Origin of the sequence: Mucilaginibacter sp. McL0603, from assembly GCF_049992945.1 — a bacterium.
GTDB lineage: Bacteria > Bacteroidota > Bacteroidia > Sphingobacteriales > Sphingobacteriaceae > Mucilaginibacter.
On sequence record NZ_CP188251.1, the window covers coordinates 767624 to 786482 of the forward strand.

14 protein-coding genes are annotated in these 18859 nt (G+C 39.5%); 10 read left to right on the forward strand and 4 right to left on the reverse strand.

Features of this window, described 5'->3' with window-relative positions:
- Entirely contained in the window at window positions 1–2580 is a 2580-nt protein-coding gene (locus ACPPVU_RS03695) for an OstA-like protein (protein ID WP_426670350.1), read from the reverse strand.
- A gap of 102 nt (window positions 2581–2682) precedes the next feature.
- Here ACPPVU_RS03695 and tilS point away from each other — a divergent pair, with 102 nt between their 5' ends.
- The 8 genes from tilS (at window position 2683) to ACPPVU_RS03735 (ending at window position 13881) form a co-directional block, all read left to right on the forward strand.
- Window positions 2683–4017: a tRNA lysidine(34) synthetase TilS gene (gene tilS / locus ACPPVU_RS03700; RefSeq protein ID WP_426670351.1), complete on the forward strand. Its 1335-nt coding sequence runs from the start codon at window positions 2683–2685 to the stop codon at window positions 4015–4017.
- Entirely contained in the window at window positions 4014–4505 is a 492-nt protein-coding gene (locus tag ACPPVU_RS03705) for a hypothetical protein (RefSeq protein ID WP_426670352.1), read from the forward strand. The genes tilS and ACPPVU_RS03705 overlap by 4 nt, the downstream gene beginning before the upstream one ends.
- 113 nt (window positions 4506–4618) lie before the next feature.
- On the forward strand, window positions 4619–6631 hold the full coding sequence (locus ACPPVU_RS03710; RefSeq protein ID WP_426670353.1) for a tetratricopeptide repeat-containing sensor histidine kinase: 2013 nt from the start codon (window positions 4619–4621) through the stop codon (window positions 6629–6631).
- Window positions 6632–6636: 5 nt separating this feature from the next.
- On the forward strand, window positions 6637–8847 hold the full coding sequence (locus ACPPVU_RS03715) for an ATP-binding protein (protein WP_426670354.1): 2211 nt from the start codon (window positions 6637–6639) through the stop codon (window positions 8845–8847).
- Window positions 8848–8855: 8 nt separating this feature from the next.
- A complete protein-coding gene (locus ACPPVU_RS03720; RefSeq protein WP_426670355.1) occupies window positions 8856–11084 on the forward strand; it encodes a tetratricopeptide repeat-containing sensor histidine kinase in 2229 nt (742 codons plus the stop codon).
- Window positions 11085–11130: 46 nt separating this feature from the next.
- Entirely contained in the window at window positions 11131–12432 is a 1302-nt protein-coding gene (locus tag ACPPVU_RS03725) for a sensor histidine kinase (RefSeq protein WP_426670356.1), read from the forward strand.
- Between the two features lie 28 nt (window positions 12433–12460).
- On the forward strand, window positions 12461–12838 hold the full coding sequence (locus ACPPVU_RS03730; RefSeq protein ID WP_426670357.1) for a response regulator: 378 nt from the start codon (window positions 12461–12463) through the stop codon (window positions 12836–12838).
- Window positions 12838–13881 carry an adenylate/guanylate cyclase domain-containing protein gene (locus ACPPVU_RS03735; protein WP_426670358.1) on the forward strand — a complete coding sequence of 348 codons (1044 nt, stop codon included), beginning with the start codon at window positions 12838–12840 and terminating at the stop codon, window positions 13879–13881. The genes ACPPVU_RS03730 and ACPPVU_RS03735 overlap by 1 nt, the downstream gene beginning before the upstream one ends.
- A 97-nt stretch (window positions 13882–13978) precedes the next feature.
- Here ACPPVU_RS03735 and ACPPVU_RS03740 read toward each other — a convergent pair whose 3' ends face one another.
- From ACPPVU_RS03740 to ACPPVU_RS03750, 3 genes are read right to left on the reverse strand one after another with little or no spacing between them, the layout of a single operon-like run.
- Window positions 13979–14857 carry a YitT family protein gene (locus ACPPVU_RS03740; protein ID WP_426670359.1) on the reverse strand — a complete coding sequence of 293 codons (879 nt, stop codon included), beginning with the start codon at window positions 14855–14857 and terminating at the stop codon, window positions 13979–13981.
- Between the two features lie 16 nt (window positions 14858–14873).
- A complete protein-coding gene (locus ACPPVU_RS03745; RefSeq protein ID WP_426670360.1) occupies window positions 14874–15449 on the reverse strand; it encodes an HD domain-containing protein in 576 nt (191 codons plus the stop codon).
- A 53-nt stretch (window positions 15450–15502) separates the two neighbouring features.
- Complete coding sequence (locus ACPPVU_RS03750; RefSeq protein ID WP_426670361.1) at window positions 15503–16465, reverse strand: isopenicillin N synthase family dioxygenase; 963 nt, start codon at window positions 16463–16465, stop codon at window positions 15503–15505.
- A gap of 186 nt (window positions 16466–16651) precedes the next feature.
- On the opposite strand from ACPPVU_RS03750, the gene ACPPVU_RS03755 reads away from it, so the two are divergent.
- Window positions 16652–18262, forward strand: a complete 1611-nt coding sequence (locus ACPPVU_RS03755; protein ID WP_426670362.1) for a DUF6600 domain-containing protein — start codon at window positions 16652–16654, stop codon at window positions 18260–18262.
- A 90-nt stretch (window positions 18263–18352) separates the two neighbouring features.
- Window positions 18353–18802, forward strand: a complete 450-nt coding sequence (locus ACPPVU_RS03760; RefSeq protein ID WP_426670363.1) for a thioredoxin family protein — start codon at window positions 18353–18355, stop codon at window positions 18800–18802.
- Window positions 18803–18859 lie beyond the last annotated feature (57 nt).

The window sequence follows — 18859 nt, forward strand, 5'->3', positions numbered from 1 at the left end:
CTATTGACCGTTATTTGGCTTGGTCGCTGTGCTGTCTTTCTTAGTTTTTACATCAGGCACTTTTTTAACAGGCGACTGAAGCGTACTATCAACTTTGGATTTAACGGCACTCGTATCTTTTCCAGTCTTTACATCAGGTACTTTTTTAGCAGGCGATTGAAGTGTGCAGTCAATTTTGGATTTAACGGCACTGGTATCTTTTCCGGTCTTTATATCGGGCATTTTATTTAATGGCGACTTAACGGCACTCGTGTCTTTCCCGGTTTGCACACCCGATGGTTTATTTAATGGGGGTTTGCCAGTTGCTGTTACTTTGGTATTAGCTTTAGAATTTTTGTTAAACGACGGAATGATCGACTCTTTTGAAACCGGTCGTTCTTTTGGTTTCCAGATAAAGCCTTTCAGTATTTTATCTTCTTCAGTAAACTTGTCCAAAGGCCCATATCGGTGTTCGGGCTTAGATAAAAATACAAGGTTAGTTAATTTACTGTCTTTAAAATTCATTCTTATACGACTGCTGAGTGATCGCTGCATGCCACTTATCTTTCCGCTATCGCGCGAGAAATAAATAGTTTCGGCATTGCCATCCATAAAAAGACGTTCAAGCTTATCATTTTTGAAAAAGCCACGCATTTTTTTCCCGGCAGCCTGATTGAAATGCGTAGAATCCCCCTTCTCCACATTCACTGCAAATGCATTCAAAAATGCTTCTATATTATCAAATTTCTTGTTTTTCATCTGCAGATTGATGGTATCCCCGGATAGCTGAGAGGCCTGAGCCCAGATGATCGGCTTTACATATAACCTAATGATGGAGTCGCTTGTACTATAAAAAGCTGAGTCGGATTTTCCCTGCAAGTCAGACTTAAATAATTTAACATTATGAAAAGCACTCAATATTCTTATCCGCGAGGTATCACTTAATACGATCTTTCTTGTGAGATATACCGAATCTACTTTGTTGGCCTGCTTTATACTATCCTGTTTACTTAGTTTTTTAACCGGGGCTTTAGCGGTTGCAGCAAGCTTATCCGGCTTTGCCGATTTATCCGGGACTTGCGGCTTTTCATTTTTTTGAGTTTTACCCGATTTCTTGTTGACTACTACTGCCTCCGCTTCAATTTTTCGCGGTTTATAGTTTTTAAATATATCCCGGTGCAAATAAGTGGTGTCCTGTATCCATTTGGGAGCTGAGATCTCAATAAATTTAGGCGATGTTTTATAAACTATAGACGGTGCTTTTTTTGTAGTATCAATTATATGAGCCAGGCGTATTTTTTCCTGTATATCCTTCAGGTCTTTATAGGTGACTATCCGTGTTTCAAGGGTGTCCGACGTTATATAAACGGAATCATGCTTGATCTTAGCAGTATCCTTTTTTAATAAAGCGCTATCAGGAAGCTTAGTTTTTTCACTCTTTTTATTCTCTTTTTTGACATTTGCTGTATCCCCGGCTAGCTTAGATGTTTCCTTTGGAGGAGGAGATTTTGCTGCATTTTTAGTATCAGCTTTGGGTTGTTCGGGCTTGCTTGCCGATGTAGTTATTTTAGCTGCAGATGTTTTGGCTGTATCAATTCCCGTTTTTTTATTGTCAGCTTTGGGTTGATTGGGTTTGCCTGGCTGCGTAACTATTTTTGTCACGGGCGCTTTGGCTGTATCAACTACAGCCTTTTTAGTATTACCGGGTTTCACGTTGGTTTTTTTCGTGACCGTATCATTTTTACTGGTATCACGCTCCTCCGTAACAATTATCGCGTAAGCATTTTCAGTAACTACCGTTCGCTCATCCGACTTAAAATAAGTACCCAGGTCGCCTTTCAGGCTCATCTTTTGTTCATTATCATTAAAGGTGATGTTCTTTACCACCCGGCCATAGCCTTTTTTACGGTCGTAAAACATACTGTCGCCTTTAAGTGTCTTGGTACCCTGGCTGTATAAATTTTTCTTCCCGAAAAAGGCTTGCTCAGTAACGGTATTATAGAGACCATTTTCTGTATAAAGGGTATCGTTGTCCTTTTCTTTCTCTTTCTTTTTGCCGTAAATATGGGTAGGGCCATAAAAGTATGCAATCTTAGACCCTGTATTATAGCGCAACGTATCTGTTTTGGTAGTTGCATCAGGACTTAGCAGTACCACATCATAACGGAAATAAGAATCACGTGAATTGGCGAAATAGTAACCGTTTTTGCTGGTAAGCGTGTTATCTTTATTTACCAGTTTGCCGCCATTAGTATAAGTGCCATATTTAGTCGCCGTATTGTAAGTAAGGTAGTTGGTGGTAAGTGTAGCATCTTTATCCACCATGCGTACATTTTCTGTAAGGATGGCTATTTTGGTATTACCGTTATAATTTAGTTTGTCAGAGTAGATATTTAAAGTATCACCCTGGCTGATGACCACGTGCCCAAATGCATCAAAGGTATTTTCGGCCTGGTGAAAATAAGCGCTGTCTGATGTCAGTGTAGAATAATCCTGTTGAAAAGTACCGCCATATACCTTCAATACATCCACGCCATTAATTTTAACGCCTTGTATACTTTTGGATTTTATCAGATTAATAACCGATTTTTTTTGGGCCATAACGGCGGTTACGGCAATCAGTAATAATAAGGTTAACACATATTTCCTCACGGGCGCAAAATTAGTTTTTTGTATGGGGTTATTAAATTAATAATTTTGGTGATGCTGCCGGTTAAAAATTTCACTGATTTTATTGAACAAAATAATCTATTTAAGCCTGACAGCAAAATATTGGCTGCCGTAAGCGGTGGTATGGATTCTGTTTTAATGGTGCACCTGTTAAAAGCAGCAGAATATAATTTCGGTATTGCCCATTGCAATTTCCAATTACGGGGTGACGAGGCCATTGCCGACCAGCAATTTGTAAAGCAATTGGCTGCACAATTAAACATTCCTTTTCATGCTATTGATTTTGATACCAAAAAATATGCCGCTGATAAAAAAATATCCATTCAAATGGCGGCACGGGATTTAAGGTATCAATGGTTTGCGCAAGTCAGTCAACAAGCTAATTATGATGTGATTTCACTGGCGCATCACCAAAACGATGCCATCGAAACAATATTGCTTAACCTAACGCGAGGAACAGGCGTAGCGGGCCTGCATGGGATATTACCTAGAAATGGGTCGATAGTTCGTCCTTTATTGTTTTTAAAACGTGATGAAATACAGGATATTGTGACCGCCAACGGCCTGGCTTATGTCGAAGATAGCTCAAACAGTTCGGTGAAATATGCCCGAAATAAGATCCGGCTGGAAGTTGTTCCCAAACTAAAGGAACTTAACCCGGCCCTGGAAAAAACATTTGAACAAAATCTGAAACACTTCAGGGGGCTGGAAACATTGTTAGACCAAAAACTGGCCGAATTAAAGAAGAGCATCTTTATCATTCATCAGGATGAGCTACATCTATCCATTGAAGAAATAAAAAAACTTCATCCGCAAAGTCTGTTGCTTTTTGGTTTGCTGCAGGAATACGGTTTTAATGAATCCACCGTTGATGATATTATTTCTGCATTGGATAAACACTCCGGAAGGATATTTGAATCGACCGACTTTACGTTGATACTTGATCGCGAAAAATTGATACTATCAAAGAAGCATGAACGGTTAAATGATGTGGTGCGGATAGATGAAGGTCAGCATGAGGTAAATTATAACAATTACCGGCTGAACATCCTGCATGATGATTCAGCTCTTATTATCAGGGATAATCCATTGGCTGTTTCTGTAGATTCTGATCTGTTGATTTACCCCTTAACACTGCGTCATTGGCAGCAAAGCGATCATTTTTACCCGCTTGGAATGAAAACCAGGCAAAAATTAAGTGATTTTTTTATTCATCAGAAAATTCCTTTACACGAGAAAACACTCATCCCACTATTGGTAAATGGCAATGGGGAAATTATATGGATCGGTGGCTACCGGCCCGATGAAAGGTACAAAGTGAGTAAGAAAACTAAAAAAGTTACTATATTCGAACTGTATAAAATATGAATAGCGAAAAACCGGCTTTTATTGAGAAACAGTACCTGGGCAGAGAATGGATACCTGTTACTATCCGCCTGGTTTTAGCCATTTTTTGTTTCGCTGCCTATACTTTTGATTTCTTTTCGGACGAGCAAAATAAGTCGGAAATATTAGCTGTAGCAGGGTTCGGAATTATCATTATATCCATCATTATGGGATTCCTCCTGCATTTCCGCACCCGTGTCTATAATCAAAGTATTCTTATTGACGGCCTATGGACTACCCGCCTGGTAAAGATAGACCTGAACAGCATAGTAAAGGTTGAAAAGGACAAATACAGCCGCTACCTTTTTAATAATCCGGTGTATAACCTGCATCAAAAAGGCACAATCCGTTTTTATACTTCGGGCAATGATGCCATCCATTTAACAGACCGGGATGGTTTGATATATATTATTGGTTCCCGCCATGCCGATGAGCTTTTGAGAGCGATTAAAGAAGAAATGAAGAAATAACTTCATATACAGCTTCTTATTTTTTGTCAATCAGGCATTTACAGTTTCAAAATTTTCCAATTACCGGATAAAGTGGTTAACTTAAACCTCTGATTTAAGCTTATCCCTTTTTCATGAAGAAGTACCCCCTTGCCGGTAAAAATTTATTTTTATTGTTGATTTTTTTGATGGCTTGCTGTCAGTTTGCAGCAGCTCAAAAAAACAAAGTAGATAGTTTACAGAAAGCATATCAAAAAAATAAGCAGGATACTACCCTGGTAGAATTGCTTCAGGAAAAGGCTACGAAGGTATACCTCACTTCAAATACTGATTCTGGTATGCTCTGTATGAAGCAAAGCCTTGCCTTGTCCCGGAAAATTCATTATAAAAATGGAGAAGTGCGTGCTCTTGCAGGGATTGCTACTTACCTTAATATCCAGGGTGATTTGCCAGGGACTTTACGTCAAACATTTGCAGTGCTGCCTCAAGCCATACAGATCAAAGACTACAATGTAATTGTCCAATGCTATAATAACATCGGGTTAACTTATAATATCCTCAAGGATTACAAAAAAGCTAAGGAGAATTATAAAAAGGCAATGGTAATTGCAGAAAAAGCACATCTATATGATCTTGCGTTGATAGAATACAATAATGTCGCAAGATCTTTTGTGGACAATGATGAACTCGATTCGGCATTGTTTTATACTCAAAAGGCTTATAATCTCGCTTTAAAAAGCAATAATAACCATAATCTAGGCTATTTAATACGCAATTTTGGTATTATACAATTTAAAAGAGGCCATTATGCCCACGCTATTGATTTCTACAATAAGAGTATCAAAAGTATTCCAGGCAACAATAACCATTATTTATTAAGTGAAGATTACCGCCGAATTGCTGAGGCCTATCAGCATTTAAATAAAGTTGATTCCTGCATTGATTTCGCAAAAAAAGCGTTTGAACAGGCAAAACTTGCCCGAAATCCCGACCAGGTGCAGTTAGTGACCAAATTGCTGGCAGATGTATTTCTATCAAAAAGCGACTTTAAACAGGCTTTTGATTATCAGCAGATCATGATCAAAGCAAAGGATAGTTTGTTCAGTCAGCAAAAGACCCTACAAGTACAAAATTTAGCATTCAACGAAGAACAACGCAAACATGAGCAGGAAGCTGCCGCAATAGCTTATCAAAACCGCATTCGTTTATATGCGGTAGTAGGGATTTTGGGTGTGTTTGTCCTAATTGCATCAATTTTACTATATGCAAATCAAAAAAGGAAAAAGGCAAATAGCCTGTTAAAGCAACAGAACGAACAAATACAAACCCAGCACAAAGCCCTGAAAAAAACTTTAGCCGAACTCAAGACCACACAAACCCAACTTATCCAGTCCGAAAAAATGGCCTCATTGGGTGAGTTAACGGCAGGTATTGCTCATGAGATACAGAACCCTCTGAACTTTGTCAATAATTTCTCTGAAGTAAATACTGAATTGATCGATGAGATGGAGCAGGAAATTGGCAAGGGTAATTTTGAAGATGTAAAAACGATTGCAGCTGATATTAAAGATAATCAGCAAAAAATAAATCTGCATGGTAAGCGTGCAGATTTTATAGTGAAAGGAATGCTGCAACATTCGCGCAACAGTACCGGCGAGCGACAGCTAACCAATATAAATGTATTAGCCGACGAATTCTTAAAACTCTCCTATCATGGTTTACGAGCCAAGGACAAATCATTCAATGCAGAAATGATCACCCATTTTGATGAAAACCTATCCAAAGTAAACGTAGTGCAGCAGGATATTGGCCGTGTGCTGCTCAACCTGTTTAACAATGCTTTTTATGCGGTAAACCAAAAATCGAAAACATTAGGTGAAGATTATAAACCTGCAGTGAAGGTAACTACTTCAACTGAAAACGGACAGGTCATCATCAAAGTAAAAGACAATGGTATTGGTATACCCGATGCCATTAAAGAAAAGGTACTGCAACCTTTCTTCACCACCAAACCAACAGGCGAGGGCACTGGGCTGGGGTTGAGTTTGAGTTACGATATCCTTATAAAAGGGCACAATGGCACTTTGGATATCGTCAGCAAAGAAAGAGAAGGCGCAGAGTTTATTATTTCATTGCCATCAAATTAAGTATCATGAAAAAGGTATTTATCCTGTTGCTAATGCTTTCAGCAAACAAAGTATTTTCGCAGAGCCAATTACCCCCAGTTTTCCCTATCACAACTGATACGGCCACCTATCAATTTATTGATGATAAATACACGCAACTGATTGAAGATAATACAGGTAAATTGGAAATTCAACAGGTCAGTAGATCACCTATATCGGAAAAATTCGTTGCCAATTACACAAGGATAGAGGGCATAAATTACGGTAACCATTTTTTCTGGATTCGCTACCGGTTGAAAAACTTAATGAATACAAAAGTTAAGGTATGCCTCACTAATGTAAGTAAGGCTGATCAGTCTGATTTTTATATTTCTAATGAATTTAATAAATGGACCCATTACGTAACAGGGACACTTTATCCAAATGATAAATCAGATGGTTTAAAAAAAATAAATAGCATACCCATTGCCATTCTTCCTGGTGAAGAAGTGATGATTTATAACCGGTTGAAAAACTATTATTACTTTAACAAGCCCAAACGCATAGAGGTTGAAATTGGCTATACCGATAGAGTAATCCAGGAGAACTATATTGGAAGGCAGTACGGAATTTCTTATAGGGATTTGAGTATTCTCTTTACTGGTATTCTTATATTCGGCTCTTTATTGTATTTGTTTTTTTATTTCATAGAAAAGAGGAGGATTTACCTATACTTCTCATTATTTCTTTTCTACTTTTATTTTGACGGTGATTATTTTCTGAGTGACTTTATCTTTCCGACCCTCCCTGTTATTCGATCCGTCATTGTGGCTATTGTCAATTGCTTTGGAGTTTTCCTGATTATACAATTTAGCAGATATTTTTTTAGAACGTTTGATAGATTTCCGGTTTGGGATAAAGCGCTTAAATTTATTGCCATCAGTCAAATGGCAGAAGCCCTATGCAGCTTTTTCATCGAACCTTATTTGACTGGTAAATGGAGCGGGACCTTAAGTTCATTATCTGACTTATTATTTAGCATAGGGCTTTTTATGTTGATGATCACTTATTTTAAATTCATAAAAGGTGCTGATAAATTAACAAGGGTTGTACTAATATCAGCTATCCCGGCAAGTGTGAATTGGGCTTTTGGATTTGGGTTATTAGATTCGTATGCATTCATGGCAGATAGGTTTGGGGTCAGTCCCCCAAATTTTATTAAATGGCTGAGTGGCTGGTTTAATGCTGCAAATTTGATATGTGTGATGTGGCTCGCGCTATTCTTTTCATGGGTTTTAATTTTGCAATTTATGCAACTTAGAAAGGAAAATGCGCAGCAGGCCTTGGATAAGGAACGTCTTGCAAAAGAAAAGGAAATGGAACGAAGCCAGTTAATAGAGCAGCAGAAAATTGAACTAGAGAAAGAAGTTGAGGAACGTACTGCCGAATTAAAACATTCGCTCATTGAGTTAAAATCAACCCAAACCCAACTCATCCAATCCGAAAAAATGGCCTCTCTGGGTGAATTGACTGCGGGCATTGCCCACGAGATACAGAACCCATTAAACTTTGTCAATAATTTTTCAGAAGTAAACAGAGAAATGATTGAGGAATTAATAGAAGAATTGAAGCATGGCAATGTAGATGAAGCGATATCTATCGCCGATGATGTCCAGCAAAATGAAGGGAAAATAAATCATCATGGAAAGCGTGCAGATTTTATTGTAAAGGGGATGTTGCAACATAGTCGCACCAGCACAGGGGAGCGACAGCTAACCAATATAAATGTATTAGCCGACGAATTCTTAAAACTCTCTTACCATGGCTTAAGAGCCAAAGACAAATCATTCAATGCAGAACTAAAAACCCACTTTGATGAAAACCTGCCGAAAGTAAATGTAGTACCACAGGATATTGGCAGGGTATTGCTCAATTTATTTAATAACGCCTTTTATGCCGTAAATCAGAAACAAAAAAATACAGACTCTGATTATAAGCCGGAGGTATCAGTAAGTACTTCTACCGAAAATGGGAGTGTGATCATCAAAGTAAAAGATAATGGCGTTGGTATTCCTGATGCTATTAAAGAAAAGATCATGCAACCATTTTTTACTACTAAACCGACGGGTGAAGGAACAGGATTAGGCTTGTCGTTAAGCTATGATATTGTGGTAAAAGGACACGGAGGGAGCATTAATGTAGAAAGTGTGGAGGGAGAGGGTTCAGAATTCATTGTTAAATTAACTATTCTAACTTAATAGATCACATGAAAAAAGTACTGGTTTGCCTTGCACTCATCATCTGTTTTGTAAAAGCCTACGGGCAGGAACGGGAGATCAAAAAATTAGAATTGGAATTAAAAAATCACCCCCAGCAGGATACCTTCAGGGTAAACCGGCTGAACAGGTTAGGTCAGTTTAATTCTCTGCCCAATGCAAAGATCGATTCGCTGGCTACAGAAGCGTTGATGATATCGCGCAGGATCAATTATCCTGTTGGTGAAGGAAATGCACTTGTGAATCAATCTTTTGCAATAGCCCGGCAAGGCCGTAAAGCGGAAACTAATGGCTTGTTACAACAAGTGTATGTAATAGCAAAAAGGACGGATGACCAGGAGCTTTTAGTGCGATATATGATAGGAATGGCGAGATTAAATTTGCTTACAAATAATCAAAAAGCACTCGCCTTTGATTTAAAGGCCGATTCTATAGCTGAAAAACTGGGTAATAAAGATTTAATATCCCGTTGCCAAAGAATCGTCTCAGGTGTTTATATGACATCCTTCAGCAATTATCCTATGGCTATGGAATGGATATTAAAGTCGATCAAAACGGCAGAGGAGGCAAATTTATTAAATAATTTAGCGCAATCATGGGCTAACCTGGCCACTATCTACACTGCCTTAGGGGATCATAAAAACGGGCTTATCTATTATAAAAAAGCTTTGGAGGCTAATAAACAATTGGGCAATAAAGATTTAGCGAGCAATTTATTAAATAATATAGGCGAACGGTACCGTTTGTTAGGCAATTATCCTGAAGCTATTAAAGCCTATAATGAAGAACTTGCTACCGGGGTTCTGACACCTTATCGTACTGAGCTTATTGAAAGCAACCTGGCAGATGTGTATGTGCGGATAGGAGATATGCCTTCGGCTTTAAAATATGCTTTCCATGCGTTGCATCTTGCTGAAAAGATTGATGATACAGAAGGCGCTTCATGGATAAATGGCATATTGGGGCGGGCCTATATTAAGCTCAATAAACCTGATAGTGCTGTTTATTATGGTAAACGTGGACTTGATGCTGCATCTAAAACCAACACCATAGAGTTTATGCGGGATAATAGCGAGGTACTGACAAACGCTTACGCATTAAAAAAGGATTTTGCCAACGCCTTTAAATATCAAAACCTGTATGTGAATTATCGTGATAGTATGTCAAATGTGCAGGTGTCCAATAAGGCTAGTCTATTGTCATACAATTACGATCTGGCTAAAAAACAGGCACAGATAGCAACACTTAACCAGGAGAAAAAATTGCAATACGCTTTATTGGTGGGAGCATTGGTGGTGCTAATATTTATTGGCATTACAGTGGTGGCATTATACAGGAATAACCGCCAGAAACAAAAAGCTAATATCCTGTTAAGTAAACAAAAAAAGATGATAGAGGAGGAGCGCGATAAAACCAATACGGTACTGGCTGATCTGAAATTGACACAAAGGCAATTAATCCAGTCTGAAAAGATGGCCTCGTTGGGTGAGCTGACTGCCGGCATCGCTCATGAGATACAAAACCCGCTGAATTTCATTAATAATTTTGCTGAAGTAAATCAGGAGATGATAGATGAATTGGAGGAGGAGTTAAAAAAAGGCAATACTAAGGCAGCCATGGAGGTAGCGGCCAGTATCAAATTAAATGAAGAAAAAATAAACCACCATGGCAGGCGTGCCGACGGAATTGTGAAAGGGATGCTTCAGCATAGCAGGGCAAGCAGTAATGTAAAAGAGGCAACAGATATCAATAAATTAGCTGATGAATACCTCCGCTTAGCTTACCATGGCTTGCGTGCGAAGGACAAATCATTTAATACCGAACTGGTAACTCATTTTGATGATCAACTACCTGAGATAACTATAGTGCCGCAGGATATAGGGCGCGTATTGCTCAATTTGTTTACCAATGCATTCTATGCCATTCAGCAAAAACAAAAAACGGCGGGACCGGATTTCCAGCCTGAAGTTTCCGTAAGTAGTTCGGCAGAAAACGGGCAGATCATTATAAAAGTAAAGGATAATGGTGGCGGCATCCCCGATTCTATTAAGGACAAGATCATGCAGCCATTTTTTACAACAAAGGCTGCAGGGGAAGGTACTGGTTTAGGACTATCATTGAGTTATGATATTGTAGTGAAAGGGCATGAGGGGAAGATCGATGTAAATACTAAAGAGGGCGAATACACTGAATTTACGATAGCATTGCCGCTTTCTTAGGTTTAAATAACTATTTTTAGATTCGAAATTGAATTTATACTAAAGTATGTTTGTATTTTATTTCCTGGCCGCATTTTTACTGGTAAATCGTTTAAAAAAATCACTTAGATTTTCGCTCCTCTATCCCAAATGGAGAAGTTTGATTACTGTAGCAACATGGTCAGTAATTGCCCTTTGTATATTAACTTTTAGCCTGGATGATGGTTTTCAACATCTTGTTGGCGCAGCTATATTGTTCGGCCTTTTATTTTACATTAACAGAGAGCCGGATTTTCAATCGCAACGGCCTTATTTGATAGCAAATGTCCCATTGATCGTAATGGGGCTGATAAACAGTATTGCCTTGTTTGTTGTCTCAGATTTTTATGAAAAATACGATAACTATTTTAGCTGGGCTACGGTGGTTGCTTTTGCATGGATATTTGGCAAATGGGCAACTTCTAAAAAACAGGAAGAAGAATTAAGAATCAGTACTGAACGCAGAGCTGAGCTGGAAATATTAGTGCAGGAACGCACAACTGAACTGTCTAAACAAAAAGAAGAACTACAGGAAATAGTAAAAGAGTTAAAGTCGACCCAAAATCAATTGATTCAATCCGAAAAGATGGCCTCATTGGGTGAGCTGACAGCAGGCATTGCTCACGAGATTCAAAACCCGCTAAACTTCGTCAATAATTTTTCAGAAGTGAGTATGGAACTAGTGGATGAAATGGAAGAAGAGCTAAATAAGGGCGATAAAGCAGAAGCCATAGCCATTGCAACCGATATTAAACAAAATCTTGAGAAAATACGCCATCATGGGCAACGTGCCGATGGTATTGTAAAAGGGATGTTGCAGCATTCGAGAGCGAGCAGCGGTCAAAAGGAGCCAACGGATATTAATGTACTTGCTGATGAATATTTAAGATTAGCTTATCACGGTTTGCGGGCTAAAGACAAATCATTTAATGCTGACCTGGTAACTCACTTTGATACCGCAATACCTAAGGCGAATATGGTGCCTCAGGACGTTGGCCGGGTATTGCTCAACTTGTTTACTAATGCATTTTATGCAGTACAGCAAAAACATAAGAAATTAGGCGCGGAATTTAAACCAGCCGTTGAAGTAACCACATCCACCGAGAAAAAATTTATTACAGTTAAAGTTAAAGACAACGGGACCGGTATTCCTGAATCTATCAAGGATAAGATCATGCAGCCGTTTTTTACAACCAAGCCAACCGGCGAGGGAACGGGACTGGGATTATCAATGAGTTATGACATTGTAGTAAAGGCGCATGGTGGTAGTATTGATATTAACACCAAAGAGGGTGAATACACTGAATTTGTAGTTAAAATTCCGGCATAGGGTAAAACTTTCTTATATTTAGCTGATTATGAAAATATTAGTCGTTGATGATGAAGTAGATGTGCAATCACTTTTTTTACAGCGTTTTAGAAAAGAAATAAAAACAGGCGAATATGATTTTTCATTTGCCCTTTCGGGTGAAGATGCGCTGAACTATTTGCATACTGCACATTCAGAAATCGTATTGATACTTTCGGATATTAATATGCCAGGCATGACGGGCATTGAATTGTTATCGCGCATCAGGCATGAGTATGAGACACCTCCTCCCGTTGTGATGATGATAACCGCTTATGGCGATGAGGAAAACCGCAACCAGGCGATGCGGAATGGTGCAAATGATTTTTTAACCAAGCCGCTGGATTTTAGCTTGTTAAAAGAAAAACTTAAAATACTTGTCGAATAATGGCCAAAATACTTGTAGTTGATGATGAGGCGGATCTGGAGCTTTTGGTTAAACAAAAGTTCAGACGCAAGATCAGGGAAAATATTTACGAGTTTGTTTTTGCAAATAACGGCGAGGATGCCCTGCAGAAATTACAAGATCACCCGGATGTTGATGTGATGCTGAGCGACATCAATATGCCTGTTATGGATGGCCTGACCTTACTGAACCGTTTGGCTGAGTCGAACGCTATTTTAAAAGCCGTAATGGTCTCGGCTTACGGCGATATGCAAAACATACGCACGGCCATGAACAGGGGAGCATTTGATTTTGTATGTAAACCGGTTGATTTTGAAGATTTGGATGTGACGATTGAAAAAACCATACAGCATGTAGTACAAACACGGGCCACCCTTGCAGCCATAAAAGAAAACAATATTCTGAAAATGTATGTGGATGAGAATGTGCTGAATTTTATGACGAGCAAGGAATACGAAAAAAGCCTGCTCGAAAATGAAACAGTACAGGCTACCGTAATGTTTATTGATATCTGTGGATTTACTGCTATAACGGAGAATGCACCGGCCGACCAGGTGGTTACTATCATCAACAAACTTTTTGATCTTATCGTAAAGGAGGTGATAGCTCAGAATGGCCATGTGGATAAATTTATGGGCGATGCGGTGATGGCAGTTTTCAGAGGTAAATTCCATTTGGACAGGGCTATTGACGCTGCGTTGGCGGCCAGGGAGCATATCAAGGATGTAGAAGGACTTACTGCCAATGACAAGGTATTCAAACCTGAAGTATCTATCGGTATTAATTCGGGTGAGATGATATCGGGTAATATCGGGTCAGCCTCACTCAAACGGCTTGATTATACTGTAATAGGTGACGCAGTGAACCTGGCCCAAAGATTACAATCAACAGCTAAGGCCGGACAAATCATCATAACCGCAGATGTTTACGAAATGGCCAAAGAATCATTTAAATGTGAAAAAATTGGCGAGGTCAGCCTAAAAAATAAAGCTAAGCCTGTGATGATCTATGAGGTTGTAGAATAAGCATGATAGTTGATTAAGTGAGTGGTTGATTAAGTTAGATTCCGGCAAAATAACCAATCAACTTATTCTAACCCAATCAACTCAATCCAACTAAGTTTTAATGCCTTGCCCGTTTTTTCAATACGCCTCCCGCGGCTTCTTTTATGGTGCCCGTAAACATAAAAGCATTCGGATCGATACTTTGGACGATATTTCTCAGGCGTCTTATCTCCAATCTGGTAACTACGGTAAAAATAATATCAACAGGATGACTTACTTCGTAGCTTCCTTTTAAGAAACCGCGTTCGCCTTTGTAAATGGTAATTCCACGACCAAGGTCCATCACCAGCTTTTCCTTTATTAATTCGCTTTGGCCGGATATGATGGTAAATCCAGTATATTCTTCGAGCCCTTCTATTACAAAATTTATGGTGTGCGAAGCTGCATAATAGGTCATGATAGAGTACAACGCTGTTGGAAGTCCTAATTGGATAGCTGCAATTAAGAAAATGAGTACATTTATTCCAAGTATGATTTCGCTAACAGTAAAGCTGCTTCTTTTTAGGGTATAAAGCGCCAAAACTTCGATCCCATCAAGCGCACACCCGCCGCGTATGGCCAAACCTATACCCGTACCCATAAAAACACCGCCAAAAATGCATACCAGCAATTTATCGTGCGTTATTGGCTGTGGATAAGGGAAAAATTGCAGGCATACACCAACTCCAATAATTGCAGCAAAAGTTTTCCACGCAAACCTGCTGTTAACCTGGAATATACCCATAATAATAAAAGGGATGTTGGCGATTACAATTACCAGGGCGATATCAATATGATATAACTCGTGGATAAGTAAGGATATGCCTGTTACCCCTCCATCAAAAAAGGCATTGGGTACAAGGAAACATTTTAGTGCAAAACCGCATATTAAAATACCTGAGATAATATATGCAGCATCTTTTACATGGGCTATGATTGGATATTTACTGGCTCCCATTTAAGGTAATTGATATTTAAATTTTTAATTTTACTAAATTAAGATATTCTTCCTTCTTCGTCTGTCTTAATTTTATAGAATTTGCGGTGTGATAGTGATGTGTCATCATAAATCCCTCCTGCAACTTGTTCCATTCTTTTTCGTTTTTGATTAAGCCTTCAAATTTTAGCTCTTCAAACAGCTTATTGCCGGTGCTAAAAAAATCATCACGACCCAAATAGTCCAGATCAGCATCACACAGTATTTCCTCAAGATACGTTTGTGGCGACTGTGGTATACGTGTAGCCATGATCATTCCGCATATAAATTCAATTTCTGCAGTATGATAACCATATAGCGGTAAATACTGCCTGGCGAAATAACATGATTCTGCTTCATGTCCTTCACGCTGTTTTATAAATCCTGAATCATGGAACAGTGCTGCAGTAAGCAGCAGCTTTTGTTCATAATTTGAGATGCTCTTTTCCTTTGCTATTCTTTCGGCAGCGGCATATACATCTAGTGTATGATCAATACCGTGATATGATAAATGAGCGGGTAATTCATTTCTGAGCTTGTTTAAAATAAAATTACCCGCGCGTTTAAATTGCATTAAGCAGTAACATTTTACCGCTAAGATATTTAAAGAATTCGCAAAACTGCAAACTACTTCTTCAACCCTATCTCTCTTAAGCGTTCATCCAGATATTCGCCGGCTGTCATATCGCTATATTTTTTAGGATGTTGTGCATCAATACAGGATGGCAGGCTTGTTAAATCCATATCAGATTTTGGATGCAGGAAGAACGGCACCGAATAGCGTGAGTTTTTCATTTGCTCGCGCGGCGGATTAACCACACGGTGTGTAGTTGATTTTAGTTTGTTATTGGTTAAACGTTGCAGCATATCGCCCACGTTTACCACTACATCCTCGCCATGCGCTTTAACCGGGAACCACTCGTTTTCACGGGTGAGTAATTCAAGTCCGTCGGCACTGGCGCCAATTAATAAGGTGATCAGGTTAATATCCTCATGGGCCCCTGCTCTTACTGCATCAGGAGGAAGCGCATCAGGATTCTCAATAGGGAAATAATGTAAAGTACGCAGGATGGAGTTTCCGTTATGTACTTTATCATCAAAATAATTCTCTGACAGGTTTAAATAAACTGCAATAGCACGAAGCAGATATTTACCCGCATTTTCAAGTTTTTGATAAACTTCACGTGTTGTTGGATTAAACTCAGGCAGTTCTTCTACTACCAGGTTTTCAGGATATTCATTTTTAACCGGATCGTTATCGGTAACGGTTTGCCCTATCTGCCAAAATTCTTTCAGATCCGGAACTTTAAAACCCTTTGCTGTTTCTTTTCCTTTGCTTGTATAACCACGCTGTCCGGCCAGCTCAGCTTTTTCATATTTTAATTTTGTGGCCTCGGGCAGTTTAAATAGTTCTTTTACCTGCTCATAAAGTTTATCAATCAATTGTTTGCTCAAGCCATGATTGGTAATGGTGACAAACCCCGTTTCATTAAAAGCTTTTCCGATCTCGTCCGAAAAACGCTTTTTGTCTTCAGCATTGCCATTGATATAACTATTCAGATCAAGCCTTGGAATATTTACTGTGCTCATAAGTGTTAATGTGTTAAAAAAAGTAAAATTATTAATTAAAGGCAGATATTAAACCTGATGTTTAAAACTATTAACATTCCCTGGTTTAACAACATTAGTCATTTATTAAAACCAATTCACAGACTAAACGTTTTATAATTAAACCTGTCATAATACATGGCAGGTTTTTTTAATATTGCGAAAAACATGAAAACATTAAATAAAATATGGGGCATTGGCTTATTAGTGGTATTACTATCACTGGCTGTCCCGAATAAAAGTATAGCACAGGGAGGCTATATCTCTGACCAGGAATTTTATGACGGCCTTGCGCCCTATGGCACATGGGTAAGTGACGAACAATATGGTAATGTTTGGATACCTGATGTTGACCAGGATTTTAGACCATATGCAACCCGTGGCCACTGGGTAATAACAGACTATGGAAATACATGGGTATCTGATTATGAATGGGGCTGGGCGCCTTTTCACTACGGACGCTGGCGCTATGATGATTATTACGGCTGGGAATGGATTCCCGGGCACCAGTGGGCACCTGCATGGGTAAGCTGGCGTCATGGTGGGGGGTATTATGGCTGGGCGCCGTTAATGCCGGGTATCAGTATCAGTATATCAATAGGCAGCGGGTATAACGTGCCGGATTATTATTGGGTATGTGCCCCACAGGCTTACATTGCTAGTCCGAGAATATACAATTACTATGTACCCCATACCCGCACGGTAACTATTATACATAATACTACTATTATTAATAACACTTACGTTAAAAACAATGTAACTTATGTAAGCGGACCACGTGTACAGGAGGTAAGGCAGGTAACCCGTAATAATAATATAAGGGTATACAATATTAATAATGCCAGCAGACCCGGTGTTGCGAGTGTTAGCCATAATAGCGTGAATATTTATCGCCCGGCAGTGCAAAAAGCGCCAAATGCACGGCCTGCCAGGGTAGTTGATGCTGGTGCTTACAGAAATCAGCATCCTAATGAGCATATTGCTAACAGAAGCGCAGGTGCAGGATATAATCATGCTGCGGCAGCTAAACTGGCTACCACTGCTCGTACTAATACACCTGATAATAAAATAGTAAGAGTAAATCCTGTAAATAACAAGCCAAATCCGGCGCAACAACAAGCACAGCAAAAGCAACAGGCTACACGGGAGGCACAGCAGCATCAGCAAGCTGATCAGCAGAAACAAAAACAGCAGGGCCAGCAACAGCAAGCTGATCAACAGAGACAAGCCCAGCAAAAACAGCAGCAACAGGCTCAGCAAGCTCAACAGAGACAGGCTCAGCAGCAAGCCCAGCAAAAACAGCAGCAACAGGTTCAGCAACAAGCTCAGCAAAAACAGCAGCAACAGGCTCAGCAAGCTCAACAGAGACAGGCTCAGCAGCAAGCCCAGCAAAAACAGCAGCAACAGGTTCAGCAACAAGCTCAGCAAAAACAGCAGCAACAGGCTCAGCAAGCTCAACAGAGACAGGCTCAGCAGCAAGCCCAGCAAAAGCAACAGCAGCAGGCTCAGCAAGCTCAACAGAGACAGGCTCAACAGCAAGCCCAGCAAAAACAGCAGCAACAGGCTCAGCAAGCTCAACAGAGACAGGCTCAGCAGCAAGCCCAGCAAAAACAGCAGCAACAGGCTCAGCAAGCTCAACAGAGACAGGCTCAGCAACAAGCCCAGCAAAAGCAACAGGCTCAGCAAGCTCAACAAAGACAGGCTCAGCAACAACAGCAAGCTCAGAGACAACAGCAGCAAAAACAGAGACCGCCCGAAGAAAAACATGAACAGCGATAGGCTGAATAAAAATAACCAAGTTAACTTTTATGCAACAAAAACCGTAATAGCACATATATTTATATGTGCTATTTTTTTACTTATTAAGATATGACAAGGAAATATTGGGGATTGATACTGGGCTTTATTATAATGGTAGCCATACTGCCCGATACAGCCAAAGCGCAAAATCAAACTGCTGTTCAAAACAAACAGATCATTTTTATTGAAAATGACTTTAACGAAGCGTTAAAACAGGCGGCTGCGCAGAATAAATATTTATTTGTAGATGCTTATGCAAGCTGGTGCGGTCCATGCAAAATGCTGAAGTCTACAACCTTTAAAAACAAAAAGGCGGCAGAATTTTATAATGCAAACTTTATTAATGTCGCAATTGATATGGAAAAAGGACAGGGCCCCGAGCTTGCCGCTCAATGGGGCATGCAGGCTTACCCTACGCTCATTATATTCAATCCTAAAGGCAAACCGGTATTAGGTTCAGTAGGTTATATTAAGGCCGATGATTTGATCAAATTTGGTGAGGCAGGTCTGAAAAAATAACCCTGCCGGAATTTTTATCGTATATCAAGATTTATAAAAATTATAATACAAAGGCGC